Source organism: Acetobacteraceae bacterium (assembly GCA_004843165.1).
Lineage (GTDB): Bacteria > Pseudomonadota > Alphaproteobacteria > Acetobacterales > Acetobacteraceae.
In genome coordinates this window covers 62,524-87,056 of the sequence record CP039459.1, presented here as the reverse complement: position 1 = coordinate 87,056, position 24,533 = coordinate 62,524, and the positions used below count along the sequence as shown (strand labels likewise).

The 24,533-nt window shown below is 40.3% G+C and carries 25 protein-coding genes and 1 tRNA gene; 22 read left to right on the top strand and 4 right to left on the bottom strand.

Annotated features, from left to right (window positions below; translation table 11 throughout):
• Positions 1 to 19: 19 nt before the first annotated feature.
• From FAI41_00405 to FAI41_00380, 6 genes are all read left to right on the top strand, one after another.
• Positions 20 to 931 carry a hypothetical protein gene (locus FAI41_00405; protein ID QCE32172.1) on the top strand — a complete coding sequence of 304 codons (912 nt, stop codon included), beginning with the start codon at positions 20 to 22 and terminating at the stop codon, positions 929 to 931.
• 53 nt (positions 932 to 984) lie between these two features.
• A complete protein-coding gene (gene ispG / locus FAI41_00400; protein ID QCE32171.1) occupies positions 985 to 2,094 on the top strand; it encodes a flavodoxin-dependent (E)-4-hydroxy-3-methylbut-2-enyl-diphosphate synthase in 1,110 nt (369 codons plus the stop codon).
• 27 nt (positions 2,095 to 2,121) lie between these two features.
• Entirely contained in the window at positions 2,122 to 3,387 is a 1,266-nt protein-coding gene (locus FAI41_00395; GenBank protein ID QCE32170.1) for a histidine--tRNA ligase, read from the top strand.
• A gap of 13 nt (positions 3,388 to 3,400) precedes the next feature.
• Positions 3,401 to 4,453 carry a peptide chain release factor 1 gene (locus FAI41_00390; GenBank protein ID QCE32169.1) on the top strand — a complete coding sequence of 351 codons (1,053 nt, stop codon included), beginning with the start codon at positions 3,401 to 3,403 and terminating at the stop codon, positions 4,451 to 4,453.
• A gap of 5 nt (positions 4,454 to 4,458) precedes the next feature.
• Positions 4,459 to 5,313 (top strand): peptide chain release factor N(5)-glutamine methyltransferase, encoded by an 855-nt coding sequence (prmC, locus tag FAI41_00385; protein QCE32168.1) that lies wholly within the window; start codon positions 4,459 to 4,461, stop codon positions 5,311 to 5,313.
• Positions 5,314 to 5,422: 109 nt separating this feature from the next.
• Entirely contained in the window at positions 5,423 to 5,920 is a 498-nt protein-coding gene (locus FAI41_00380) for a DUF4167 domain-containing protein (GenBank protein QCE32167.1), read from the top strand.
• A 20-nt stretch (positions 5,921 to 5,940) separates the two neighbouring features.
• Here FAI41_00380 and FAI41_00375 read toward each other — a convergent pair.
• Together FAI41_00375 and FAI41_00370 are read right to left on the bottom strand one after the other, a co-directional pair.
• Positions 5,941 to 6,015, bottom strand: a tRNA-Met gene (locus FAI41_00375).
• Between the two features lie 93 nt (positions 6,016 to 6,108).
• Entirely contained in the window at positions 6,109 to 6,981 is an 873-nt protein-coding gene (locus FAI41_00370) for an undecaprenyl-diphosphate phosphatase (GenBank protein ID QCE32166.1), read from the bottom strand.
• A gap of 92 nt (positions 6,982 to 7,073) precedes the next feature.
• Here FAI41_00370 and FAI41_00365 point away from each other — a divergent pair, with 92 nt between their 5' ends.
• Complete coding sequence (locus FAI41_00365; protein QCE32165.1) at positions 7,074 to 7,526, top strand: MCE family protein; 453 nt, start codon at positions 7,074 to 7,076, stop codon at positions 7,524 to 7,526.
• Here the strand turns inward: FAI41_00365 and FAI41_00360 are convergent.
• Positions 7,523 to 8,587, bottom strand: a complete 1,065-nt coding sequence (locus FAI41_00360; protein ID QCE33740.1) for an ATP-grasp domain-containing protein — start codon at positions 8,585 to 8,587, stop codon at positions 7,523 to 7,525. The genes FAI41_00365 and FAI41_00360 overlap by 4 nt on opposite strands.
• A gap of 54 nt (positions 8,588 to 8,641) precedes the next feature.
• Positions 8,642 to 9,160 carry a hypothetical protein gene (locus FAI41_00355; GenBank protein ID QCE32164.1) on the bottom strand — a complete coding sequence of 173 codons (519 nt, stop codon included), beginning with the start codon at positions 9,158 to 9,160 and terminating at the stop codon, positions 8,642 to 8,644.
• 84 nt (positions 9,161 to 9,244) lie between these two features.
• Here FAI41_00355 and FAI41_00350 point away from each other — a divergent pair, with 84 nt between their 5' ends.
• From FAI41_00350 to FAI41_00280, 15 genes are all read left to right on the top strand, one after another.
• Positions 9,245 to 10,372 (top strand): lytic murein transglycosylase, encoded by a 1,128-nt coding sequence (locus tag FAI41_00350; GenBank protein ID QCE32163.1) that lies wholly within the window; start codon positions 9,245 to 9,247, stop codon positions 10,370 to 10,372.
• Between the two features lie 56 nt (positions 10,373 to 10,428).
• Entirely contained in the window at positions 10,429 to 11,628 is a 1,200-nt protein-coding gene (locus tag FAI41_00345) for a D-alanyl-D-alanine carboxypeptidase (protein QCE32162.1), read from the top strand.
• Entirely contained in the window at positions 11,618 to 12,289 is a 672-nt protein-coding gene (gene tmk, locus FAI41_00340) for a dTMP kinase (GenBank protein QCE32161.1), read from the top strand. Before FAI41_00345 ends, tmk begins: the two co-directional genes overlap by 11 nt.
• Positions 12,286 to 13,200, top strand: a complete 915-nt coding sequence (locus tag FAI41_00335; protein QCE32160.1) for a hypothetical protein — start codon at positions 12,286 to 12,288, stop codon at positions 13,198 to 13,200. Before tmk ends, FAI41_00335 begins: the two co-directional genes overlap by 4 nt.
• Positions 13,201 to 13,219: 19 nt before the next feature.
• Positions 13,220 to 14,767 carry a methionine--tRNA ligase gene (locus tag FAI41_00330; GenBank protein ID QCE32159.1) on the top strand — a complete coding sequence of 516 codons (1,548 nt, stop codon included), beginning with the start codon at positions 13,220 to 13,222 and terminating at the stop codon, positions 14,765 to 14,767.
• Complete coding sequence (locus FAI41_00325; protein ID QCE32158.1) at positions 14,764 to 15,552, top strand: TatD family deoxyribonuclease; 789 nt, start codon at positions 14,764 to 14,766, stop codon at positions 15,550 to 15,552. The genes FAI41_00330 and FAI41_00325 overlap by 4 nt, the downstream gene beginning before the upstream one ends.
• A gap of 2 nt (positions 15,553 to 15,554) precedes the next feature.
• Entirely contained in the window at positions 15,555 to 16,355 is an 801-nt protein-coding gene (locus FAI41_00320; protein QCE33739.1) for an MBL fold metallo-hydrolase, read from the top strand.
• Positions 16,356 to 16,626: 271 nt separating this feature from the next.
• Positions 16,627 to 17,379, top strand: a complete 753-nt coding sequence (locus FAI41_00315; GenBank protein QCE32157.1) for an N-formylglutamate amidohydrolase — start codon at positions 16,627 to 16,629, stop codon at positions 17,377 to 17,379.
• A 35-nt stretch (positions 17,380 to 17,414) separates the two neighbouring features.
• Positions 17,415 to 18,005 (top strand): dephospho-CoA kinase, encoded by a 591-nt coding sequence (coaE, locus tag FAI41_00310; protein QCE32156.1) that lies wholly within the window; start codon positions 17,415 to 17,417, stop codon positions 18,003 to 18,005.
• On the top strand, positions 18,002 to 18,694 hold the full coding sequence (gene dnaQ, locus FAI41_00305; protein QCE32155.1) for a DNA polymerase III subunit epsilon: 693 nt from the start codon (positions 18,002 to 18,004) through the stop codon (positions 18,692 to 18,694). Before coaE ends, dnaQ begins: the two co-directional genes overlap by 4 nt.
• Complete coding sequence (locus FAI41_00300; GenBank protein QCE32154.1) at positions 18,691 to 19,602, top strand: glycosyltransferase family 9 protein; 912 nt, start codon at positions 18,691 to 18,693, stop codon at positions 19,600 to 19,602. The genes dnaQ and FAI41_00300 overlap by 4 nt, the downstream gene beginning before the upstream one ends.
• Before the next feature lie 3 nt (positions 19,603 to 19,605).
• Positions 19,606 to 20,931 carry a dihydroorotase gene (locus FAI41_00295; GenBank protein ID QCE32153.1) on the top strand — a complete coding sequence of 442 codons (1,326 nt, stop codon included), beginning with the start codon at positions 19,606 to 19,608 and terminating at the stop codon, positions 20,929 to 20,931.
• A gap of 63 nt (positions 20,932 to 20,994) precedes the next feature.
• The gene (locus tag FAI41_00290) at positions 20,995 to 21,621 is read left to right on the top strand and encodes a hypothetical protein (GenBank protein QCE32152.1); all 627 of its coding nucleotides are present in this window, start codon (positions 20,995 to 20,997) and stop codon (positions 21,619 to 21,621) included.
• A 3-nt stretch (positions 21,622 to 21,624) separates the two neighbouring features.
• Positions 21,625 to 23,058 carry a dehydrogenase gene (locus FAI41_00285; protein ID QCE32151.1) on the top strand — a complete coding sequence of 478 codons (1,434 nt, stop codon included), beginning with the start codon at positions 21,625 to 21,627 and terminating at the stop codon, positions 23,056 to 23,058.
• A gap of 62 nt (positions 23,059 to 23,120) precedes the next feature.
• Positions 23,121 to 24,533: a ribosome biogenesis GTPase Der gene (locus FAI41_00280; GenBank protein ID QCE32150.1), complete on the top strand. Its 1,413-nt coding sequence runs from the start codon at positions 23,121 to 23,123 to the stop codon at positions 24,531 to 24,533.

Sequence of the window (24,533 nt, the reverse complement as noted above, 5' to 3'; positions counted from 1 at the left end):
ATGTGGGGTGTGGAGTAGTATGGTCAAAACAGAGACTAGCGACGATATAGATTTAGAAGTGATGACAAGTGTTGGTCATGCGCTTTCTAAACGTCGTCAGGATCTTGGGTATGATATTAGTTTTGTTGCTTCAAAGTTAAAGTTGAGAGTATCGCAACTTGAAGCATTGGAGACGGATAATCGTAATTTTTTTCCCGGAAGGCCTTACTATTTAGGATTTTTAAAATCTTATGCCGAGTTTTTGGGAATGGATTTTAAGACTTTACCTCTTCTTGAGCCTGTTGAAAAAAAAGAATCTGTTCTGCGCTCTGCCTCTCCTGGAGAGAGCAGGGCACATTTGCCAGAACTTCGCCCGCTTCCAGGAAATTCGAAAAGATCTATCCCTTTTGGCATTTTTCTTATGGTCGGTGTTGGGTTGACTGTTATGGCTTATCTTGGCTGGTATCAAGTGACACGCCCTCCGCATCAGATTCCGATTTCTGATCAGGCAACGGAAGAAAGTTTGGAGACCACCATTCCGCCGATTGCCGTTGAAAAAAAAGATGAGAGAGAAAAAGAGTCTTTATCTACAGATCTTGCTCCTCCTGTTCTTCCTCCTGATAAGGGGATGAAAATTTTATCGGAAAAAAAGACTTCGGAGTCTCAAAACATATCAGAGGCTACCTTACAAAATGAACGGCAAATAACACTTATTGCCTTGAAGGAAGAAACGCCCGTTGAAATTATAGATAAGCAGGGAAAGTCCGTTTTTTCAGATAGTTTAGAAAAAAATAGGGAATGGGTTTCTCCCCATAAAGATGGAAAATACTTTATTTCTGTTAATGATGCCTCTGCTATTGGTATAAAAACCAAGAGTGGTAAATATCATGCCTTAGGGAAAAGGGGAGAAATGTTGAGGAATTTTGATCTTTCACGATTGAATGGAAATTAAAAAGATATTTGATTTCCTTGTTTGGTTTTTTAGAGAATAAGTGGGTTAATCGTATGCATTTGAGTGGCACCTTTCCAAGACGAAAATCAAGAATGATTCGTGTGGGGAACGTTGAGGTTGGTGGAAATGCCCCAATTTCAGTTCAGACAATGACAAATAGTCTGACTTCAGACCGGCAAGCAACGATTGCCCAGATTCATGAGGCCGAAAAGGCCGGCGTTGATATTGTTCGTGTTTCTTGTCCAGATAAGGAAAGTACAGAAGCATTAAAAGATATTGTCAAAGCAGCAAATGTTCCTCTTGTTGCTGATATTCACTTCCATTATCAGCGGGCAATTGAGGCAGCAAAAGCAGGTGCTGCATGTTTACGCCTTAATCCGGGGAATATCGGAAATGTTTCCCGTGTAAAAGAAGTTGTTCAAGCGGCTAAAGATTACGGCTGTTCGATGCGTATTGGGGTTAATGCAGGTTCATTGGAACGTCATTTATTGGAAAAATATGGCGAGCCAAATGCTGAGGCATTGGTTGAGAGCGCTTTGGAACATGCAAAAATTTTCGAAGATTTAGATTTTCGTGACTTTAAAATTAGCGTGAAGGCTTCCGATATTTTTATGGCTGTTGAAGCCTACAAAGATCTCGCAAATAAATGTGATTATCCCTTGCATATTGGGATTACAGAGGCAGGTTCACGTAGAGCAGGGACTGTAAAATCTTCTATCGGTTTAGGGCATTTATTGTGGGCCGGTATTGGTGATACAATGAGGGTTTCTCTTTCAGCACCGCCATCAGAAGAAGTACGTGTCGGATGGGATATTTTGAAATCTATGGGATTGCGCCATAGAGGTGTAAAAATTATTTCATGCCCTTCATGCGCAAGGCAGGGATTTAATGTTGTTGAAACGGTTCAAACCTTAGAGCAGAGACTTGAACATATCATAACGCCAATGACTTTATCCATTATTGGATGTGTCGTGAATGGCCCTGGAGAAGCGCTAATGACAGACCTCGGCGTGACAGGGGGAGGCTCAGGAAAACATATGCTTTACCGTGCGGGTAAGCAGGATCATACCCTTGAGGGTAAGAATATGATAGATGAGATTGTCTCGTTGGTGGAAGAGCGTGCAGCCCTTTTAGAAAAAGAGAAATCTTCTAAAAAATCTTAAATTTTTATAATTGGCTTAAAATATTTTATGAGTAAGAAACTTATCAGAACCCCTAGAGGAACCCATGATCTTGCAGGCATGGATCAGCTCTTGCATCAAGAGGTGCTAAATAAGGGGAGAAAAACGCTTCAAAATTATGGGTTTGAAGAATGGCAAACACCTATTTTCGAAGATAGTGCTCTTTTTTTAAGAACCCTCGGAGATAGTTCTGATATTGTTTCTAAGGAAATGTATCTTTTCGAAGATAAGGGTGGTGATACATTAACACTACGGCCAGAAGGGACGGCACCTATTTGCCGCTCTTTTTTGGAGCAGGGGCTAACGCAGGCTTTGCCGCAACGTGTTTTCTATCATGGTTCAATGTTTCGCTATGAACGTCCACAAAAAGGACGTTTTCGTGAATTTCGGCAGTTTGGGGCTGAGTTTATTGGGGTTGAAGGGCCTTGGCGTGATGCTGAGATCATTAAAATGGCCTCTGATTTCTTAAAATCTCTCGGTTTACTTGATATTGTTTCTTTAGAAATTAATACTTTGGGTGATCTGGAAAGTCGTCAAAACTGGCGAAAGGCACTTGTAGAATATTTTACGGAATTTAAGGATGCGCTTTCTGAGGATAGTCAAAATAGACTTTTGGTTAATCCTTTAAGAATTTTAGATAGTAAATCTGAGAAAGATAAACTGCTTTTGGCAGATGCGCCTTCAGCACACGAATATTTAAATGAAGATTCAAAAAAGTTCTGGTCTGAACTTTGTGAGGCTTTAGATTATTTTGGGGTTGAATATCGTGTAAATCCTTCAATTGTAAGAGGTCTAGACTATTATTCTCATACAGCATTTGAGTTTGTAACGGACGCATTAGGGGCACAGAATACTGTTTTGGGCGGTGGACGCTATGAAGGGCTTATTGAAGAATTAGGCGGCCCTTCTATTCCGGCCATTGGTTGGGCTGCAGGTGTTGAGCGTTTGGTTGAAATTTTAAAAGAGCGTCAGGCTGTCAAACCCAAACCTTATATTGCCGTTTTACCAACAACGGAAAAAGAATTGCCAGAGAGTGCAAGGGTTGCTTCTCTTTTAAGAGATTCTGGTTGGGCTGTAAAAATTGACGCAAAAGGTCGCATTAAAAAGCGGCTTTCTCGGGTTCTTAGTGATCATTGTCGCTTTGTTATTTTCTTAGGTGAGGAAGAAATTTCAGAACAAAAAATTAGATTGCGAGATCTAAAAACAAGAGAAGAAATTTTACTTTCACAAGAGATGCTGCCAGAGCATTTAGAAAAGTTATCCTCGAAAGATTGAGAGAGCCTCGATAATGAAAATGGATGAAAAGCTAGAGAAAATTCTAGCAAGATTTGATGAGGTTCAGCATCTTCTTTTATCTGTGCAAGGCGATGAATATGTGGAGCTTGCACGTGAATATGCAACTCTAGAAGAGCCTGTTGTTGCGATTAAGGCTTGGAAAAATCTATTAAAACGGAAAGAAGAGGCATTGGAGCTTCTTTCTGATCCTGATTTTAAGGAGCTTGCACAGAACGATTTAGATGAGGTTGAGGCACAGCTTCCAAACTTGGAGAAAGAAGCAAAATTAGCTTTGCTTCCCAAGGATGAAATGGATGAACGAAGTGCCATTTTAGAAATACGTCCCGCAGCAGGTGGAGATGAAGCAGCCCTTTTTGCTGGCGAAATGTTTGATCTTTATAAAAGATTTTCTGAAAAGAAAGGTTGGAAATTTGAAATTGTTTCCATCAGTCAGACAGAGCTTTCCGGATTTAGGGAGGGGGTTGCAGAGATAACAGGAAAATCTGTCTTTTCCTTTTTAAAGTATGAATCAGGTGTTCATCGTGTGCAACGTGTTCCTGCTACGGAAAGTCAGGGACGTATTCACACTTCAACGATTACAGTGGCTGTCCTTCCAAAAGCGGAAGAAGTAGATGTTAATATCAAGGATGAAGATCTACGTATTGATGTCTTTAGAGCTTCTGGTGCCGGCGGTCAGCACGTCAATAAAACGGAAAGTGCTGTACGAATTACCCATTTACCGACCAATATTGTTGTTTCTATTCAAGAGGAAAAGAGTCAGCATCGGAATCGTTTAAGGGCAATGCAAATTTTACGTGCACGTCTTTATGAACAGCAGCGTTTAGAGCTTCATAACGCTCGCGCTGCAGATAGAAAATCTCAGCTAGGAACAGGTGACCGTTCAGAGCGTATTCGGACATATAATTTTCCGCAAGGACGTGTGACAGATCACAGAATTAATTTAACTCTTTATAAACTTCCTCAAATTATGTCGGGTGAGCTGGATGAAATCGTTGATGGCTTAGCCCAACAGGCACAGGTAGAAGCGCTTGGAAGTTTAGGGTAATTGTGATGCTGGATTTTGGCCATACCAAGCTAGAGGATCTTTTAAAGGAAGCTGAAAAATTATTTTCAAAAATTGGAATGGAATCCCCTAAAGTAGAGGCATGGTGGCTATTTAGGGAAATTTTGACAGATTGGAATGGGATTTCAGGGAACGATAAAATTCTTTCGTTGAAGGATCAGGAAAAACTTCAATCCGCTTTAGGCAGACGTTTAAAAAGAGAGCCTTTGGCCTATATTTTAGGAGAAAAAGGCTTTTGGTTAGATGATTTTAAAGTAAATGCTTCTACATTAATTCCAAGAGCAGATAGCGAAGCGCTTATTGAATTATTTTTAGATCTTGTGCCGGAAAAAAAGATGTCCGCACGCCTCCTTGATTTAGGAACCGGTACAGGGTGCTTGCTTTTAACACTTCTGAGAGAATATCCGAATTTTTTTGGTGTGGGTACGGATATCGTGCCGGAAGCGGTATTTCTTGCAAAAGAAAATGCAACAGATTTAAAGCTTTTAGATAGAAGTCATTTTGTTGTTTCAAGCTGGGGAGAGGGAATAGAAGAAACATTTGATTTTATTATTTCTAATCCGCCTTACATCAAATCAGATGAGATTGGTGATTTAATGCCAGAAGTTTCTATATTCGAACCCCGTTCAGCATTAGATGGTGGCCAAGACGGTTTGGACTGTTATAAAGTCATCTTGAATAAAGCAAAAGAAAAGCTTTCTTTAGGTGGAAAAATTTTCTTTGAAATTGGAGAAGGGCAAGGGCAGGACGTTCGCAGGATTGCGGAGACACTTGGTTTTTTGTTCTTAGGTTACAAATGTGACCTTGCAGGAAAAGAAAGAGCAGTTGCCTTTTCACGATAAGAGGACTTTAAGATGTCTCTTCTTATCGAAACTGTCGTTTATTTAGGTGTATGATATTAAATCAGCCTAAAGTTTTTAATAAATCATCATAGGATTTTTGGACCATTTTATGAAATCACAAACACGTCATCGCCGTCCTCGTGGCGGAAATATACGCACTTCCAATGGACAAGTTCCCCTACATCGGAATTATGTTTTTGATAGTAATGGCCCTAATGGTCGCCTGAGAGGGACAGCGCAGCAGTTAAGTGAGAAATATCAGCAATTAGCACGGGATTCAAAAGCGAATGGTGATCGTGTTCATGCGCAGGCTTTATATCAATATGCCGAACATTATTCACGTACACTCTCTTTAATCAATCAGAATATGCAAGCGGTGCAACAAGAACGTGCAGAGCAACGTCAACAACGTACTGGCAGCTATGAGCAACGTTCTTCAAATACTGGCGAGAGACGTCCTCGGAGAGAAAGAGGAGAGCGCACGCCTCATCATGGCAATGTGAATTCTTCTAATGAGAATACAGATGAGAATCCTCAAGAGGAGAACCGTCAATGGCGTCCAAGTGAAGATCATAGCAATAATGAAGAGGGGAAGGGTGAGGAATAATATTCCTCACTTCTAAATATTGGTAGCGGCGGACGGATTTGAACCGCCGACCAAGGGATTATGATTCCCCTGCTCTACCACTGAGCTACGCCGCCAACTTTCCGAAAGATACGGAATACAGAGACTTTTATGGTTTTTCGCTCTGGCTGTCAACAGAAAATTCTTTAAAATTTCTTACAAAAAATATTTTATTGAAAATAAAACCATAAAGCGCTTCCAGAACCAAAAGTAAGGCAGTAAATACCGAATAATTTTAGAAGAATAGCATTATTTTTCTTGAAAAGTTTAAGAAGAAGCATTGCAGCAATATAGGCAGTGACACCGGCAACAAGCGCCCCTGCGCCTACTTGTAAAAGAAGATTTGTTTTGTGGGGAACATGCCTCATTTCCAGTAATTCTTTACAGGTAGCTGCCAAAATAATAGGTTCTGCTAAAAGCAGAGAAATGCGTGCTGCTGTATAATAAGAAAGTTTTCGTGTGAGTCCCCCGATCATTGCAGCGCCAGATCTTGAGAATCCAGGTAGAAGGGCAAGACATTGCCAGAGACCAATAATAAGAACATTTTTATAATTTAGATGTGTGAGATCTTCTTCTAAGATATTTTTTTTCTCTAATCCCGTAATAGGATCAGAGGCGTTTTTACAAAATTTATATGCGCTCAAGAGTAACAAGCCGTTTAAGAGAAGAAAAATAGAAACGGGCAGCGGAGAGGCAAAAATTGCACGGATTTTATGCTCAAAAATGCCACCAATGATGACAGCAGGTAGCGTGGCCAGAGCAAGAAGGAAAAGAATACGCCAAGCTTTTGCACGGGTTTCGATATTTTTAGAATTGAAAATTCCAAAAAAGATGGCTTTCCAATCTCTCCAAAAGACACTGCTGAAAGCAAATAATGTTCCTAAGTGAAGAAAAGTGATAAAAGGAAGAAATTCAGGAGCTTTGAGATTTACATCCCATCCTATCAGAGCAGGAACAATGACAGCATGGCCTAGGCTACTCATTGGAAAAGGTTCTGTTAGTCCCTGAAGGAATGCAAGAAAAATACTTTGGGCCCAAGTCATCGTGATTTTCCGCCTAAATGTTTTTGTTTTGGAAGATGCTTTTGAGAAAGACTTAAAAGCAGTAATGAGGGGGGTAGCATAAAATATTCGCCATGATTAGTAAAAATAATGGGCAAATTGTTTTAAGCATCGGTATTTTGTTGGCGACCATATTCTTTTTTGTATGGTGTTTTAAAGTAAATCATTCCGTCTCATCCGTGAATTTTACTGCTTATCGTGCTGTCCTGACCTCTGTAGATGGCCTTAAGGGAGGTTCGCCAATTTTTTCCAAAGGGGTCGAAATTGGCAAGGTAGAGAGTGTAAATCTTAATATAGATCAAGATAATGCAGAAATTACCTTTGATTTAAAATCACAGCTAATGCTGCCAGATGATAGTTCTCTTACCCTCGTAAAATCAATGACGGGGGAAAGTCATTTAGAGATTGAACCAGGGAGGAGTACGTATTTTCTTCGACCAGGATCTGTGATGAAAAATACATTTTCTCAACCTTCTTTAGAACAGAAAATTAGTAATTACGCATTTGGCGGGAGTGTTCAAAATTAATCATTTTTAGGGTATAAAGCTGTCAGTTTTTTATGCTTTTGCCAAGATTTTAAAAAATGTATGATAGAGCAGTGCGTCCAAGATTGATTTTTAAGATAATTCCCAATTTTAAAAGCCATACCATAATGGTAAAATTGATCTCGATAAGCATCAATGAGTTTTGTTTTTCGATCCCATATGTGCGTTGCTTCGGAACCAACGCCATTTATTTCAATAATTTTAAAATGTTGTCCTCTTAAAAGATCATTTTTAGATTTTACTTTGAGATCAATGCGCCCAAAGAAAAAATGTGGAATATCAAGAAGAATTTTGTTGATGGCTTTTTCAAGTTCTGATGTTAAATCCGCAGTGCCATTCCAAAAAATAGAGCCACGTCGATGATTCCCTGCAAAAACAAGAGGATATTTTTCATTTTTGGCTAAAATCTTACCGGCATTTTTGCGTAAATAAGGCAGGTAAAGCGGAAAAAGTTTCCGTATTCTTTTATTCTGCAGGGCCAGGCTTAAGAGAGATGAGTGGCCATCCCCAATAAGAACCGGAACCTCTTTATACGTAATGGAGGTTATTTTTCCGTGTTTTTCATTTGGATGACGAATAAAAAAAATGCCTGCCTCTAGCGGAAAATCAATAAGTTCCTGTGCAATAAGCATGTTTCCGTAAGGAAAAAGAGAAAGCGTTTTTTTTAAGTCAGATTCAGAGTTAATTTTTCGAACCCCTGTACCGTTAGAGCCGATATCAGGTTTTATAACGAGAGGAAATGAAAAATTTTGTTCTGACAAGCGCCTCTTGAGATGTGTTAGCGCATGAGGGCTATTTCGGAAAGTGATATAGGGCGCAATTGCCGTTTTTGCCGTATCTCCTGCCATGTTTAAGATGGCACTCTTGCTCTCTCCGCAAAGGCCGCCAGTTTCGATACGGGGGTTGGCGAGAAGGGAGGTTGCAATCCCTCGATGCTCAAAGGCTTTTAAAAACCAGAAGAAAAAAACCGGGATATAAAAAATTGAATTTGGCCAAAATTCAAAGAGAGAGAGAGGGCTGTCTTTCGTTAGGGGAAATTTCATGAGGGGGCGCTGAAGCATTGATAAAAAGTTTCCAAACAAGAAAGAGAAAGAATGTTAAAGTACTCTCAGGCGATTCATAAGTTTCTTTAGAAGATAGAGGCCTAAGAAAAAACCACAAATACCGATCCAACGCCATTTTTCTGCATGTTCAAGGATCCAGCCACCAGCCTTAAAAGAAATAAAAAATAAAAAAATTGTCCAAATAAAAGTGGAAAGGGCAACAATTTGAATGAAAGGTTTAAAAGGTGTCCGGAAAAAACCGCAGGCGGTATAAAAGGGAAGGCGTAGCCCAGGAACAAAGCGGGAGATAATGACAATTTTTATAATATTTTGAGAAAACCATTTTTGACCTCTATTTACTTCAGAAAGTTTTAAAAAACGGTGTAGTTTTTCTCGTTTTGTTCCTGCCATTCCAAGTGTATAGAGAAGTATGTCTCCAATCATTATCCCAATCCAAAGAGATATAATGGCTAAAAGGATTGAAATTTTATTTTGTTGTGCGGCTAAGGCCGTTAAAACAGTCGTTAAATCTTCAAGAACAAAGGTGCCAACAATCACCGCCAAGGCTTTCATGATGGATGAAGATTCTAATAAATGAATAAAATATAATTTTTGAGATAAAAGAAATTGGAAAATGGGCAAAATAACCGTTATTGATTGAGTATAGAAAATGGTGGGGGATGGTTTGTGTTAAGCATAATTTTTAAAAAGAGAAAATTTCCTTTTTGTGCTTTATTCTTGCTTTTTGAGGTTGTTTATTTTCCTATTGCCTCTGCAGATGAGGTAAAATCCTCTCTATCTCCCATAGAAATATCTGAGAAAGAGGCAGTTCATAAAAGTTATGCACATTTCTTAGAAGAGATTCGCAAGGAGGCTCTGGCTAAGCATCTCGCTTCATCATCGACAGTAGATTATGCTTTGAGTTTTTCAAAAAAACAGCCTTATCCTAATAAAACCATTATCAGTCACGACCGAAATCAGCCAGAATTTCATTGGAGCTGGAAAACATATAGAGACAATGTTATTTCGCCAATGCGTTTAAAGCAAGGTTGTGAGGAATGGTCTAAAAATAAAAAAACGCTACAGAAAATTTCAGAGCTATATGGTGGTGTTGATCCTCATATTATTTTAGGCATTTGGGGGATTGAATCTCATTTTGGAGATGTCGAGGGAAAACATAATGTCTTTGCGGCCTTATCAACATTAGCTTTTGACGGCAGGCGATCTGAATTTTTTAGAAGAGAGCTTTTAGCGGCTTTGGAAATTGCAGGGAAAGGAGATATTAGTCCTTCAAAAATGACCAGTAGCTATGCTGGCGCAATGGGACAGGCTCAGTTTATGCCAACAGCCTATATGCATTTCGCAACAACCGGGCATGTAAGAGGTTTTTTTCATCCACGTTATCCAAATATTTGGAGAAACAAACAAGATGTCCTCAATTCGATTGCAAATTATATGCAAAAGTCAGGATGGGATCACAAAACCCGTTGGGGAGAGCCTGTTAAGATTAGTTCTTATGTTGGAGAAGTAAAAACATTTCCAGGGACAGAGAATTATAGTACCGCACCGAGACATAAATTGTCAGAATGGGAAAATTTAGGTGTTTATCCTGTGAGTGGAAATCATTTTTTATCTCCAGATTTGATAGGTATATTATTTCAGCCTGAAGGTTCAAAAGGAGAGAGTTTTATGCTTTATCCGAATTTTAGAGTAATAATGCGTTATAATCCGTCAGAATTTTATGCTTTGGCGGCAGCTCTTTTAGGGGACTTAAGCGATCCGTAAAATGGATATTTTTTTCGCTTATTCAAAAACAAACACTGCTTGAGGATTTTGGTTTTATGGTGAAACGTCGCAGATTTTTAACGGGTGCCGCAACAACATTAGGGTTGGGAAGTCTGTGCATGTCTTCTCGGATGAGCTTTGGAGAGGAAGCTTCTCTTTCCTTGCCAAAGAATGTTCGTCCTTCGAATGAAATGCTTTCATCACAGCCGTTTACACCTGCTCGTTGGGCTTTTGTTTCAGATCCTATCACAGGAACAGAGCTTTTAAGTAAAAATGCCGATGAACATATGCCGCCATCTTCGTTAACAAAAATGATGACGGCCTATATTGTTTTCCTATTTTTATCTGCTGATAGAATTAGTTTATCTCAAACCTTCACTGTCAGTGAAGCCGCGTGGCATATGGGTGGCTCACGTATGTTTGTCCCCGTTGGAAAACAAATTACAGTTTCTGACCTTTTGCAAGGCGCTTTGGTGCAATCAGGCAATGATGCTTGCGTGGTTCTTGCAGAGGGAATTGCCGGGAGTGAGGCACGCTTTGCTGAACTGATGAATGAAGAGGCTGCCCGCTTAGGGATGACAGGATCTCATTTTGTTAATGCGACAGGATGGCCCATGACAGGTCATTATATGACGGCACGGGATATTGCGACATTAGCAACGGCATTGTTAAGAGATTTTCCACAATATTATCATTTCTTTGGCGAAAAAGTTTTTACCTATAATCATATTCGTCAGGAAAATAGAAACTCTCTGGTCCTCAAAGGGATCGCAGATGGTTTGAAAACTGGCCATACAGATGCTGGAGGATATGGACTTTGTGCTAGTGCGCAACGAGGCGGACAGAGAATTTTAGTTGTTGCAAATGGTCTGCCTAGCATGAGCAGTCGAGCCTCGGAAGGGGAGCGCCTTATGGAGTGGGGATTTGTTAATTTTGAGCAACGTAGAATTTTAACAAAAGGTCAAGTCGTTGTTCCTGCCGTTCCTGTTTGGATGGGAAAAAAAGATACGGTTTCCCTTGTGGCTTCTCGAGATGTTGTGGCGACGGTTTCCCGTAATACACATCATATTTCGGAAAATGTAGTGTATAGCTCTCCATTAAAAGCCCCGCTTAGAGCCGGCACGGAAATTGGAACATTAGAGTTGAAAGTCCCCGGAAAGCCAATGGAAAAAATCCCATTGCTTGTTTCCCAGGATGTAGAGCCACTCGGTGCGGCCTCTAAAATTTGGCGTCGTGTGAGTAACTATGGAAAATAAAGGGCTTTTTTTAACTTTTGAAGGGGGAGAGGGTGCTGGCAAAAGCACCCAAACGCACTTGTTAAACTCTTGGCTAACTGCAAAAGGTTACGAAGTTTGTTTAACGAGAGAACCCGGCGGAACAAAAGGGGCGGAATTATTAAGAAAGCTTCTTCTTTTCTCTCAGCCAAATTTTTCTGTACGTGCAGAAATTGCCGTTCATTTTGCAGCAAGACTGGATCATATTGAACAGATTATTTTGCCAGCCTTGGCTGCTGGAAAAATTGTTCTATGTGATCGGTTTTACGATTCAACTTGGGCTTATCAAGGCTATGGTATGAAGAAAGGCGATGCTGAGATTTTAGATTTTATTGAAAATCTTCATAGATTGGCACCGATAAAACCGCAGGCAACTTTTCTGTTAGATATTCCGGTGCCGCGGGGAATGGAAAGAGCAAGAAGGCGTCAAAATCAGCAAGATCGCTACGAGCAGGAAAAAGAAGCGTTTCATCAAAATGTTAGAGAAGGGTATTTAGTCCAGGCCGATAAGTATCCGGAAAGAATTTCGGTGATAGATGCTCTTTTGCCGCCAGAGCATATACAAGCTGATTTACAAGAAAAAATAGAGGTTTTTTTACAAAATCTTCATTATAAATTTGTGAATAAAAAGATCATTGCATGACACTTCCTTTACCTTCTCACGCTTCAAATCTTATTGGGCATGAGCCGGCATTAACGCTTTTTGAAAAAGCCTTTCAAAAAGGAACTTTATCGCATGCATGGTTAATTTCAGGACCTTCAGGGATTGGCAAAGAGACATTTGTTTTTCATTGTATCAAGCTTCTTTTGAAAATTTCGCCTAACTCTTTAGATGAAAAACGTCTTTTAGCAGGAACACATGAAGGGATTGTCATACTTCGGCGAGAAATAGATGACCATGGACTTCCTAAAAAAAGAGATATTCCTGTCGAGGAAGTTAGGCATTTAAATCATTTTTTTCAGCGGACATCCACGCATAATACTTGGCGTGTCGCTGTGATTGATGGTGCAGAAAATCTTAGTATTTCGGCGGCAAATGCTTTGCTAAAGCTTATTGAAGAACCACCGCCTCGGACTGTTTTTTTTCTTATCACTTCACGTTTAGGATCTATTCAGGATACTATTCGCAGCCGTTGTCGTCTTTTAAAGCTCTTTCCGTTATCGGATAGGGATATGCGTAAACTTATTCCAGAAATTTCAGAATCTGTTTTAAAATATGCTAAGGGCTCTCCTCGTATTGCTCTTTTGCTTTCGGAGGAAAAATATGCGCATTTGCCGAACTTAATTGATGCTCTGATAGAGGGAGGGGCCTTAGATACGATAAAAGAGAAAATTTCTCATCTTCAGCAAGGGGAAGGAACTTCGCTCTTTTACCTGCTTTTGAAAGAAGGGATTGCTTGTAAATCTCGACAAGCCGTCCAAAATGAGAATTATATACAAGCCCAAGAGTTAGCCAAAAGATATTTTAAACTGCAAGAGCTTCTTTTGGATAGTGAACGATTTTCTTTAGAAAAAGATCAAGTTCTGACGGAATCTTTAGCTTTATTGCAGTAGAAAGAAGAAAGTAAAAATTATGACTAAAAATACTTATATGGTAACGACCCCTATTTTTTATGTGAATGGCAATCCACATATCGGCCATGCTTATACCTCTATTGCCGCAGACATTCTCGCACGTTTTAAAAGGTTAGATGGTAAAGACGTTCTTTTTGAAACAGGTACAGACGAGTATGGTCAAAAAGTGGAACGAAGTGCACAAAGCAAAAATATAACGCCGAAATTATTTACGGATCAGGTGTCTGCAGAATTTAAAAAAATGCAGGATTCCTTGAATGTGCAATCTGATTTTTTTGTGAGAACAACTTCAGAAATTCATAAGCATGTTGCGCAATCTTTATGGAAAAAAATTGCAGAAAAAGGATATATTTACCTAGGTTTTTATGAGGGTTGGTATTCTGCCAGAGATGAAGCTTTTATTGGTGAAGATGAGCTAAAAACACTTGAGAATGGAGAAAAAACAACATTAGAAGGAGCCCCTGTCGAATATATTAAGGAGCCTTCTTACTTTTTTAAACTCTCTGCCTTTACAGAAAAATTGTTAGATTTTTATAAGGAAAATCCAGATTTTATTGCCCCTTATGGCGCACGCAATGAAATCGAAAGCTTTGTAAAACAAGGCCTTCGTGATTTATCCGTAAGCCGTACAAGCTTTAAATGGGGGATTCCTGTCCCCGGAGATGAAGCGCATGTCATGTATGTTTGGTTTGATGCGCTTTCAAATTATCTCACGGCAGTTGGCTATCCAGATACGGAAAGTGAAAAATTTAAGAAATTTTGGCCGCCGGAAGTGCATCTTGTTGGGAAAGAAATTACAAGATTCCATTGTATTTACTGGCCAGCCTTTCTTATGGCCGCAGATCTTGAACTTCCTAAAAAAGTTTTTGCCCATGGTTGGTGGACTGTGGAAGGCCAGAAAATGAGTAAATCTATTGGCAACGTTCTGGATCCGTTGGAATTATCAAAGGAGTTTGGTGTGGATGCTCTGAGATATTTTCTAATGCGGGAGGTTCCTTTTGGCGGAGATGCTAATTTTAGCCGCTCCTCTCTTATCACAAGAATTAATACAGAGCTTGCAAATGATCTTGGTAATCTCGCCCAGCGTGTTTTGAGCTTTATTGCGAAAAATAAAGAAGGAAAACTTCCGGGAAGGGTGGAGCTTTCTCAAGAAGATTTAGCGCTTTTAAATCAAGCCCGCATTCTGCCAGAGCTTTTAAGTGAATATATGGACCGGGTTGCCTTATCTCAGGGAATTGAAAAAATCTGGGAAGTTATTCGTGCGGCAAATGCTTATATTGATCATCAAGCGCCTTGGAAGCTTCGTAAGGTAGATACAGAGAGAATGATTGTGGTTTTATGGGTGTTGGTAGAGGCTTTGCGTTATATTGCGACACTTTTACAGCCTTATATGCCTGAAAAAATGTCTACGCTTTTGGATATTTTAGCGGTTCCTCCTGAAAAGAGAACATTTGAGTTTTTAAAAGAACCATTGAATCGTGAAGAGATTCTTTTCCCGCAGCCCGTTCCTTTATTTCCACGTATAGAGATTTTGGAAAAAATATGAAGATTATTGATTCCCATTGCCACCTAGATTTATGTGAAGATGCCAGTATTGCTCTGGCCTCTTCACAAGAGCACCATCTTCATGGGGCGAATACCATTGGTACAAAATGGTCAGAAAGAGCGATACAGAAAAAACTGGTTGAATCTTTTCGTGGTTCAGACATTCAGGTTTGGGGCAGTCTCGGTATCCATCCTAATAATGTTGAGAGTGAATCTCTGCCAAGTCTCCAAGAGATGCTTCGTGAGCTTGAGAGTGATGGAATTATTGGGATTGGTGAAACGGGCTTGGATTATTTCCGAAGTAGTGAATCAACAAAAGAAATACAATTTAGCTATTTTAGACGTCATATTGAGGCCTCTAGAGAGACAGGAATGCCTGTCATCATCCATTGCCGTCAGGCGGGGAAGGATGTTCTTTCAATTTTGGATGATGAGACAAGAAAGGGGAAATTTCCTTTTCTGATTCATTGTTTTGCAGAAGATATAGCGTTTGCAAAAAGAATAGAAATCTTGGGGGGCTATATTAGCTTTTCAGGGCTTTTGACTTTTCCAAAATGTGAAGCAATTCAAGAAGTTGCGAAAAGTTTTCCTGTAGATCGCATTTTAGTTGAGACGGATAGTCCTTTTTTAGCCCCTGTCCCAAAGCGTGGGAAACCTAATATCCCAGGCTGGACTTATTTTGTTGCAGAATATTTAGCAAAACTCCGTCATTGTTCTGTGGAAGACATAGCCTCTCAAACAACAGAAAATTTTTATCGTTTATTTACGAGAGCTATTTCTATATGACGATGAAAATAACAATATTGGGTTCTGGAGGATCCGCAGGCGTTCCTATGGTTGGCGGTGATGAGGGGGAAAATACGGGTATTTGGGGGAAATGTGATCCTCATAATCCTCGCAATCGACGGACAAGAGCCTCAATCGTCATAGAATATCAGGGTTTTAGGTTGCTTGTGGATGCGAGCCCCGATTTTCGTACGCAAATGCTTAATGCAGGTTTTTCAAAAGTAGATGCTATTTTTTGTACGCATCCGCATAGCGATCACATTGGTGGTTTAGATGAGCTTCGTGCAGTTAACCGGCAAATAAAAAAATATCTTCCACTTTATGGGACGGAAACGACTTTAGAGGAAATTAAAAAACGTTGTGCCTATGCTTTTCGTCCGCATGCTCCGGATCGTTTTCCATGGCCCTCTTTCGATCTCATGCCGGTAAAGGAGGGGCAGACATTAAAAATAGGTCCCCTGAAACTTTCTGTGCTTCGGCAGGAACATGGGGGGTATTTTAGTAATGGTTTGCGAATTGGGAATTTTGCATATTCAACAGATGTAACCGCCTTTCCGGAGGAATCTGAAAAGATGCTGTTTGGATTAAAATGCTGGCTTATTGGGTGTTTTCAGGAAAAAGATCATCCTTCACATGCTTCTTTAGAAGATGTTTTTAGATGGAAAGAAGCCTTTCATCCTGAAAAAATTATTTTAACCCATATGGGACATAAATTAGACTACGAAACGCTTAAGAATTCTTTGCCAAAAGACATTATTCCTGGGTGGGATGGCATGTCTTTTGACGTCCCATATGATCTTTAAAAGCGTTTTTATTCAGCAGGATAGGCCTGTGGATAGGCTACTTGATCTGCAGGTCCTGGGGCAACAGGTGCGCCGGCACGACCGCATGCAGTGAGCATCAGGCCCAAGAGAGAGATAAGGATGGTTGATTTTTTCATTTGGATCTCAATTTAAAATGACAGGTTGATGATTTTTTAGAATCCTAGAGAAGAAAAAAATCTTTCTCAAGAGGAGAAGCCTCCGCTATCATTTAATAGGAAATACAGTCTAAAAATACAGAAAATTGGGAATTATGAGAAGAGCATCTGCCTTTAATATACGTCTTGGTGAATCTCCCTTTTTTTTCGTAAGCGATCACGCAGGAAAACTCTTTCCAGAGTCCCTTGGGAATTTGGGGCTGGCTCAAAAAGACCAAGAGCGTCATATTGCTTATGATCTTGGTATCCGAGAAGTTGGAAGCGTATTAGCTGACCGCTTAAAGGCAACATTGGTTGAACAGAATTTTTCTCGTTTGGTGATTGATTGTAATCGTCAGCCAGAGAGAAAGGATATTATTCCCGAAATAAGCGATGGAACCATCATTCCTGCTAATCTGAATCTTTCAAAAAAGGAGAGGGCTTGGCGCCACAAAAAGATTTTTCAACCTTATCATCAGAAAATTTCTGAACTTTTAGAGGAAAGAATCTCTCAAAAAAAGCCAACATTCTTTGTTTCTTTACATAGTTTTACGCCAAAACTTAAAACAGATGCTTTTAAACGCCCTTGGGAAATTGGATTATTATTTAACCATGATGCAGAATCTGCTTCTATTTTTAAGGAAATACTTTTTAGAAAAAATGATTCTTTGTGTATTGGCGAAAATAAACCTTACAGCCTGGATTTAGAAAAGGAATATACAGTCCCGACACATGCAGGTAACAGAAAAATTTCTGCATTAGAAATAGAGATCAGGCAGGATTTTTTACAAAGTGAAAAATCGTTTATTTTCATAACAGAATTACTCTATCAATCTTTTATAATGATGCAAAAGATGTTGTGGAGATAGTTTTTAGGAAATGATGTGACCAGAGAGGAGATAGGATGATTGTCGTCGGCATTACAGGAAAAATTGCCGCAGGAAAAAGTACGATTGCACATTTTTTTAAAGAAAAGAATTTTCCTGTCTTTGATGCGGATTTCGAAGCTAGAAAATTGCAAGAGACGGCGGCACAGATTCAAAGAAAGATCCAAAAAAAATTCCCAAATGTCTTTGATAAAAAAGGGAAGCTTGATCGTCAAAAATTACGTTTTGAAGTTTTAAAAAATGATTCTTCGTTAAGGGATATGGAGGAAATTATTTTTCCAGAGGTCAAAAAGAAGGCCATAAATTTTATTTCACAAAATAAATACTCTCCGTTTATTGTTTTGGATGTCCCTTTAATGTGGGGAAGCGGCATAGATATTCTGTGTGATGAAATTTTTTATATCGAAACTTCTGAAACTTGCCGACATAAAAGAATTTCTGAAAGAGGGTTTTTGTCTTTAGAGGAGCTCAGGCGTATTGAAAAACGCCAAAAACAAGAGGAAAATAATTTAACGGATAAGGTCTTGGTACTTAGGGGAGATATTTCCCTTTTAGAAACAAAGTTACTTTTAGATTCTTATCTTAGAAAAAAAGGATTGATACGATGAACCGTGTAATTGTTTTTGATACAGAAACCACAGGTTTGGATCCAGATACAGGAGATCGTATTATTGAAATTGCAGGGATCGAACTGATTAATGCACTTCCAACAGAGCAGCAATTTCGTACCCTCATTAATCCTCAAAGAGAAATCCCCGAAGAAGCGACAAAGGTTCACGGTTTTACAGATGCGGATGTGGAGGGCCAGCCGCTTTTTGGCGAAATTATAGATGAATTTTTAGAATTTGTTGGGGATTCAAAGCTGGTTGCGCATAATGCAGCCTTTGACTTTAAGTTTCTAAATGCTGAGCTTCAAAAAAGCGGACGTCCACCCCTTGATTATAAGACACGTGCTGTAGACACGTTGGCGATGGCCAAAAAAAAATTTCCAGGCCAGCCAAATTCTCTTAATATTTTATGTAGCCGCTTTAAAATTGATCGTTCTGAACGTATCACCCATAATGCGCTTTTAGACTGTAAGTTACTGGGGCAAGTGTACCTTGAACTCATAGGTGGACGGCAAGGGGGGCTTAGTCTTGAGAGTGATTCGGCTTCTCAAAAAAAACAGAATTTTTCTTTTAAGAGAATTAGAGAAGATAGAATACCCCGCATAATGTCTCTTCCTTCAGAAGAAATCATGAAGGCACATAAAGATTTTATTGGGGACAATGCCGGGATGATGTGGAATCAAGAATGATAAAGATTTTATTTATTACCTCATCACGTTTGGGTGATGCTGTAATTTCTTTATCTGTTCTGGAGGCTCTAACACAGCAATTTCCAACAGCACGCTTTACAATCGCTTGTGGTGCTGAGGTTGTTTCTCTTTTTAAAACCGTATCAAATATTGATCGGATTATTCCGATTCATAAAAAGTCATATAATCGCCACTGGTATTTCTTATGGTGTAAATGTTTCCCTACAAAATGGTTTTTAACTGTCGATTTAAGGGGATCTATCCTTTCGTTTTTTTTAAGAGCTTCTCAAAGAAAAATTTTGATCGGTAAAAAATTTCAAAAACAGCGCGCCATCGCACAATTAAAAAAAATGTCTCTTCCGCTGGAAACTATGCCGAGAATTAATCCTTCTTTTAAGATGCAGGAAAAAGCAAAAAAAAGAATGTTTTCACCTCCGTATGTTGCTTTGGCACCAACGGCAGGAAGTCCACAAAAATGCTGGCCGATTGAAAATTTTATTCAGCTAGGAAATTTTCTGAAAAGAAAAGGATTTAATCTCGTTATTTTTTATGGCGCACGTGAGGAAGAAAAGAGAGCTGTCTCATCTTTTTTTAAGATGCATCCGGATACATTAGATTTCGGGGGGGGCGAGGATTTGGAATTTGTTTCCGCATGCCTTCAAAATTGTGCGTTGTTTGTCGGGAATGATTCTGGCTTAATGCATTTAAGCGCTGCGATAGGAATACCAACTTTAGGGATATTTGGACCTAGCCTTTCGATAAAATACGCCCCTAGAGGTGAAAAAGCCTATTTTATGGAGGCTCCAGGATTTTCAGGTAAAGGCGTGATGTCTTTATTATCAGTTGAACGGGTTCAGGAATTTATTTTAATAATGCTTGAAAATTTAAAAAACGATAAGGGAATATAAGTTATGCATTTTGATCTCATTTTACGTAATGCGAAACGAATTTTCCCATGGGGGGGAAGCGTTGGGGATGTTGCCGTTCATGGTGGAAAAATTGTTTCTTTTTCGCCTGTAGCACAAGATACCGCAGAAGAGGAGGTTGATCTTTCCGGTCTTCATCTTCTGCCGGGACTGATGGATTCCCATGTTCACTTAAGAGAGCCTGGAAAAGAGCATGCGGAAACGATTGCAACGGGCGCAAAAGGTGCGGCTTTAGGTGGTCTGACAACAATTTTGGACATGCCCAATAATACCCCGCCAACCATTGATAATGATTCCCTTTCTTATAAAGTCGAGCGTGCAAGGCAAGAGGCGCTTGTAAATATTGGATTTTATATGGGCGCCTCTCAACAGAATATAGCGCATTTGGCCGCTTTAGAATGTCTTGAAGGTGTCTGTGCCATTAAAGTTTTTGCCGGCTCAAGTACAGGAGATTTACTCATTGGTGATGAGGCAGGCATTAGAAAAGTCTTACAGACAGGCCATCGTAGAGTGGCTTTTCATGCTGAGGATGAAGACCGCTTACAGGAAAGAGCAAAAACCTATCGCCATTCTGGAGCCTCTTATAGCACGCATGAAGTTTGGAGAGATGTTGATTGTGCCTTATTCGCTACAAAAAAAATTCTTAAATTAGCGCATGAAGAAAAAAGACCAATCCATATTTTACATGTGACGACAGCAGAGGAAATGGCTTTACTTGGTCAGCATAGAGCTTTTGCAACTTGCGAAGTGCTTGCAAACCATTTAACCCTTCATTCGCCGGAATGCTATGAAAAGCTTGGCGGCATGGCGGTATTAAATCCACCATTGCGAGGAAAAGCGCATCAAGATGCTTTATGGCAAGGATTAAGAGACGGGCGTGTTGATGTGCTTTCTTCTGATCATGCGCCGCATGCACTGGAAGAAAAAGAAAGAGAATGGTCTGCCTGTTCATCAGGTTTGACGGGAATTCAAACGTTACTTCCAATTATGCTCGATCATGTAAACGCAGGTCGTCTGACTTTAGAAAGATTAGTCGATTTAATGGCAGCAGGGCCTGCTCGTGTTTATGGAATGCCGACAAAAGGACGGCTTGCTGTTGGATATGATGCTGATTTTACAATCGTAGACATGAAAAAAGAGGCGAAAATTTCAAAAGAAAAACTTGTTTCTCCCTGTGGCTGGTCACCTTTTGATGGTAAATCAATCAGAGGCTGGCCTGTGATGACTATTGTTAATGGCCAGATCGTTATGAGAGAGCATGAAATTACGGCATCAAAGGCAGTCGGAAAACTTCCCTTATTTTTTTCTTGAAAAGAAAATCTTCTCATAAGATAAAATAGTAAGCCGTATTATATACCCTGAGGAAAGAAGCAAATGCAGGTAAATAATTTAAGAAATTCTGGTTCTTGGGCACGGTTAATGCTCTTGGGTGGCGCTTCTTTATTAGGTTTAGGGGCTCTTATCGGCGGCGGGGTAGGATGGCACTATCATCAGAAAACGCTTTTAAGAACGCAGCTTTCCGATCAGTATTTTTTGGCACTGCAAGGGCATGATGCGCAAAAAAAAATGACAGATCTTTCAAAAACGGATGTGAAGCAAATTCCTGAATATTCTGCCATTCGTCTAAGTGATCTCTCAAGAAAAGATAATTTAGATGCTCAGGCAAAGAATGCTTTATCGCCAGAAAACTTTAAAAGTAATTCCTTAAAAGGACTTGCTTTATTGATGTCTCTTAACTTAAAGGCCTCCCATTTAGAGGAGGCTCAATCTGACCGTGAGTTACGAGAATTGAAGGAAGGTTATAAAAATCTTGCAAGAACCTATCCTTTATGGGGAGATTTCGCACGCGAGGGACTAGTTGCCTTAGCTTTGCGCCCAGGTGCTTCTGAAGAAGATAAAGCAGAGGCCCTACGTTTATTAAAAGAAGTTATTTCCTCTTCAACTCCTTTGTCGGGTATGCACCAGAGAGCAACTTTATTGCTACAAGCTCTAGAAAGATAGGGTATGGGTTTTTCAGAAAAAGAAAATGCTCAAGCCGATCTTGAAAAAAAATATTCCCGCCGGAATCTTCTTCGTTCTTTATCTGGAAGTGCTGTTGTAGCTTCTTTACCTGGATGTTCTGTTATTGAGCATCTTTTGGGAGAGAAAGAAAAACCGCATTTAGCAGGACAACGAATAGATGTTTTATCTTTTGGTGCAGGGCTTCATCCCTTATCAGGGCCAAAGGCTGAAGTGATATTGCCTGCGCCTCAAAATATAAAAGCTTGGCCGCAGCAAAATATTTCTCCCGAACATCTTTCAACGAATGCCGCCGGTCGGGGAGTTCATCCGCTTTGGAGCATGTCTATTGGTGCGGGGGATTCAACTTACAATATTCTAAAAACAGCCTTGTCTATTGTCACAACTTTTCCCAATAGCCGAGGGGCCATTGCATCTCCACCTGTTGTTGCTGGAGGTAGAATTTTTACCTCGGATGCCCAAGGAAATGTCAGAGCGTGGACATGGCCGAAAAGACATTTTTTATGGAGCTTTCAGCCGGCTATTAACACCAATTCCAGTAATATTGGGGGAGGGATTGCTGTTGATGGAGATATTTTATATGTCGTTGACGGTGTTACGAAAGTTTGGGCTTTATATGCGGCAACCGGAAAAATAAAATGGAGTTCTGAAGCAGGAACACCAGGTCGTTCAGCGCCTGTCGTTGCAAAAGGACTTCTTGCTTTTACAACAATTGATGAGCGTCTCTTTGTCCTAGATACAGAAACGGGCAAACTCCTTTGGACATATCGTGGTTCTCCGGCAGCGACGGTTATTTTTGGGGCTTCGACACCTGCGATTAGTGGGGATACACTTATTGCTGGATTTAATAGCGGAGATTTGGTTGCGTTACGGGTAGGGTCTGGTGAAATTATTTGGAGTGATAGTTTAGGTGGTGGGAATGGCCGTGGTGCTGCTCTAGATTTTGCGTGTATTCGTGGTTGTCCCGTGATTGTTGGTAATACGGTTTATGCCGCCTCGATGTCCCAAGTTTTAGTCGCAATGGATGTGCGCTCTGGGCGGCGCCTGTGGGAAAGAGAGGCAAGTAGTCAAAATCCACTATGTGTTTGTGGAAATTGGCTTTATGTTCTTTCTTTAGATCAGCAATTGGCATGTTTAGACCGCTTTAATGGAAGAGTGCAGTGGGTTACGCAATTACGACGCTTTTCCAATGAAAAACATCAAAAAGGGGCGATTGAATGGGTAGGTCCTTTGATGGTTGATGGTAGATTGATTTGTTTTTCAACACTTGCCCATGCTGGTTTAGCTGTTATTCATGCAGATACGGGAAGAGTAGAAAAAATTAGGCGTATGCCTGGCGGCTCTTCTGTTCAGCCGATTATTTGTGATGGACAAATTTTAGTTATAACGCATAATGGGGACTTGCATTCTTATGGCTAATATTACCTTAAAATTAGTTTTTAAATAATTCTTCTTATGATGACCCCCTAGAAAGTAACGCTGTGTCAGATTTATCTCAAAATAAAAAATTACCGCTCGTCGTCCTTGTTGGACGTCCAAATGTTGGCAAATCAACCTTATTCAACCGTTTGACAGGAAAAAGGAAAGCGATTGTTTCCGATCAGCCCGGTGTCACAAGAGACCGTCAGGCCTGTGAAACAACATTCAGAGGACGTGATATTTTCCTTATGGATACAGCGGGTCTCGAAGAAAATGATTCCGGAAGCCTTGGCGCGAGAATGACAGATTCGACGAAACAGGCTGTTTCAGAGGCGGATTTAGTTCTGTTCTGCATTGATTCCCGTGCCGGCATTACGGCCGCAGATATTTTCTTTGCGCGCTGGCTTCGTCAGCAAGGCCGTCCGGTGATGTTGATTGCGAACAAAGCAGAAGGAAAGGCCGGAGATGCCGGCGTTTTAGATGCATACGAGCTTGGTTTGGGAGATTGTATCGCTGTTTCCGCTGAGCATGCCGAGGGTATCAGTTACTTAATTGGTGAAGTCGCTGAAAATCTTCCGTCAGAAGATGAATCGGAAATTGAAGTCCCTGAAATTGAAGAAGAGAATTCAGAGGAAGGGCAGGAAGAGGTCGATACACGACCTGTAAGAGTCGCCATCGTCGGACGTCCAAATGCGGGGAAATCGACGCTAATTAATGCTTTTTTAGGAGAAGAGAGAATGATCACAGGGCCTGAGGCAGGCCTGACACGTGATTCTGTTCTTTGTTCTTTCTATTATAAAGGCCGTCAGATTGAGATTACGGATACGGCGGGTATGCGTAAACGTGCTAGAATAGAAAAAGCCTCTTTGGAGAAAAGTTCCGTTCAAGCGTCTATTGCCGCAATTAAATCTTCAGAGGCCGTCATGCTCGTGATTGATGCCGAGCGAGGTCTTGATGAGCAAGATTTACAGCTAGCACGTTTGATCGAAGAGGAGGGGCGTGCCTGTATCTTAGTGATGAATAAATGGGATCTTGTTAAAGATCATAAAGAAACCCGTAAAAAAATAATGGATCGATTGGAAATTTCTTTAGCTCAGCTTAAGGGGATACCAACGATTACTTCTTCCGCTCTCAAAGGACGTGGTTTAGATCAGCTCTTAGAGGCCGTTTTAAAGAATATTGCCATATGGCGACAACGTGTCGGTACAGGCGCCTTAAATCGCTGGTTTGCTGAAATGCTCGAGAGGCATCCACCTTCAATGGTAAACGGACGCCGTTTAAAATTACGCTATATCACGCAGGTAAAAGCTTCTCCGCCAACCTTTGTTATCTTTGGAACAAGGGTGGAAAGCATTCCTGAAAGCTATAAACGCTATCTTGTTAATGGTTTAAGAGAAACTTTTGGACTTTCAGGGGTTCCTGTCCGCTTGCAATTACGATCGAGCAAGAACCCATATGAGGAAGAGAAGCGCTAA

Excerpts from the sequence above, each read along its gene's own strand:
- FAI41_00405 (QCE32172.1), top strand. The coding sequence starts at position 20 with ATGGTCAAAACAGAGACTAGCGACGATATAGATTTAGAAGTGATGACA.
- ispG (QCE32171.1), top strand. The coding sequence starts at position 985 with ATGCATTTGAGTGGCACCTTTCCAAGACGAAAATCAAGAATGATTCGT.
- FAI41_00395 (QCE32170.1), top strand. The coding sequence starts at position 2,122 with ATGAGTAAGAAACTTATCAGAACCCCTAGAGGAACCCATGATCTTGCA.
- FAI41_00390 (QCE32169.1), top strand. The coding sequence starts at position 3,401 with ATGAAAATGGATGAAAAGCTAGAGAAAATTCTAGCAAGATTTGATGAG.
- prmC (QCE32168.1), top strand. The coding sequence starts at position 4,459 with ATGCTGGATTTTGGCCATACCAAGCTAGAGGATCTTTTAAAGGAAGCT.
- FAI41_00380 (QCE32167.1), top strand. The coding sequence starts at position 5,423 with ATGAAATCACAAACACGTCATCGCCGTCCTCGTGGCGGAAATATACGC.
- FAI41_00370 (QCE32166.1), bottom strand. The coding sequence starts at position 6,981 with ATGACTTGGGCCCAAAGTATTTTTCTTGCATTCCTTCAGGGACTAACA.
- FAI41_00365 (QCE32165.1), top strand. The coding sequence starts at position 7,074 with ATGATTAGTAAAAATAATGGGCAAATTGTTTTAAGCATCGGTATTTTG.
- FAI41_00360 (QCE33740.1), bottom strand. The coding sequence starts at position 8,587 with ATGAAATTTCCCCTAACGAAAGACAGCCCTCTCTCTCTCTTTGAATTT.
- FAI41_00355 (QCE32164.1), bottom strand. The coding sequence starts at position 9,160 with ATGAAAGCCTTGGCGGTGATTGTTGGCACCTTTGTTCTTGAAGATTTA.
- FAI41_00345 (QCE32162.1), top strand. The coding sequence starts at position 10,429 with ATGGTGAAACGTCGCAGATTTTTAACGGGTGCCGCAACAACATTAGGG.
- tmk (QCE32161.1), top strand. The coding sequence starts at position 11,618 with ATGGAAAATAAAGGGCTTTTTTTAACTTTTGAAGGGGGAGAGGGTGCT.
- FAI41_00335 (QCE32160.1), top strand. The coding sequence starts at position 12,286 with ATGACACTTCCTTTACCTTCTCACGCTTCAAATCTTATTGGGCATGAG.
- FAI41_00330 (QCE32159.1), top strand. The coding sequence starts at position 13,220 with ATGACTAAAAATACTTATATGGTAACGACCCCTATTTTTTATGTGAAT.
- FAI41_00325 (QCE32158.1), top strand. The coding sequence starts at position 14,764 with ATGAAGATTATTGATTCCCATTGCCACCTAGATTTATGTGAAGATGCC.
- FAI41_00320 (QCE33739.1), top strand. The coding sequence starts at position 15,555 with ATGAAAATAACAATATTGGGTTCTGGAGGATCCGCAGGCGTTCCTATG.
- FAI41_00315 (QCE32157.1), top strand. The coding sequence starts at position 16,627 with ATGAGAAGAGCATCTGCCTTTAATATACGTCTTGGTGAATCTCCCTTT.
- coaE (QCE32156.1), top strand. The coding sequence starts at position 17,415 with ATGATTGTCGTCGGCATTACAGGAAAAATTGCCGCAGGAAAAAGTACG.
- dnaQ (QCE32155.1), top strand. The coding sequence starts at position 18,002 with ATGAACCGTGTAATTGTTTTTGATACAGAAACCACAGGTTTGGATCCA.
- FAI41_00300 (QCE32154.1), top strand. The coding sequence starts at position 18,691 with ATGATAAAGATTTTATTTATTACCTCATCACGTTTGGGTGATGCTGTA.
- FAI41_00295 (QCE32153.1), top strand. The coding sequence starts at position 19,606 with ATGCATTTTGATCTCATTTTACGTAATGCGAAACGAATTTTCCCATGG.
- FAI41_00290 (QCE32152.1), top strand. The coding sequence starts at position 20,995 with ATGCAGGTAAATAATTTAAGAAATTCTGGTTCTTGGGCACGGTTAATG.
- FAI41_00285 (QCE32151.1), top strand. The coding sequence starts at position 21,625 with ATGGGTTTTTCAGAAAAAGAAAATGCTCAAGCCGATCTTGAAAAAAAA.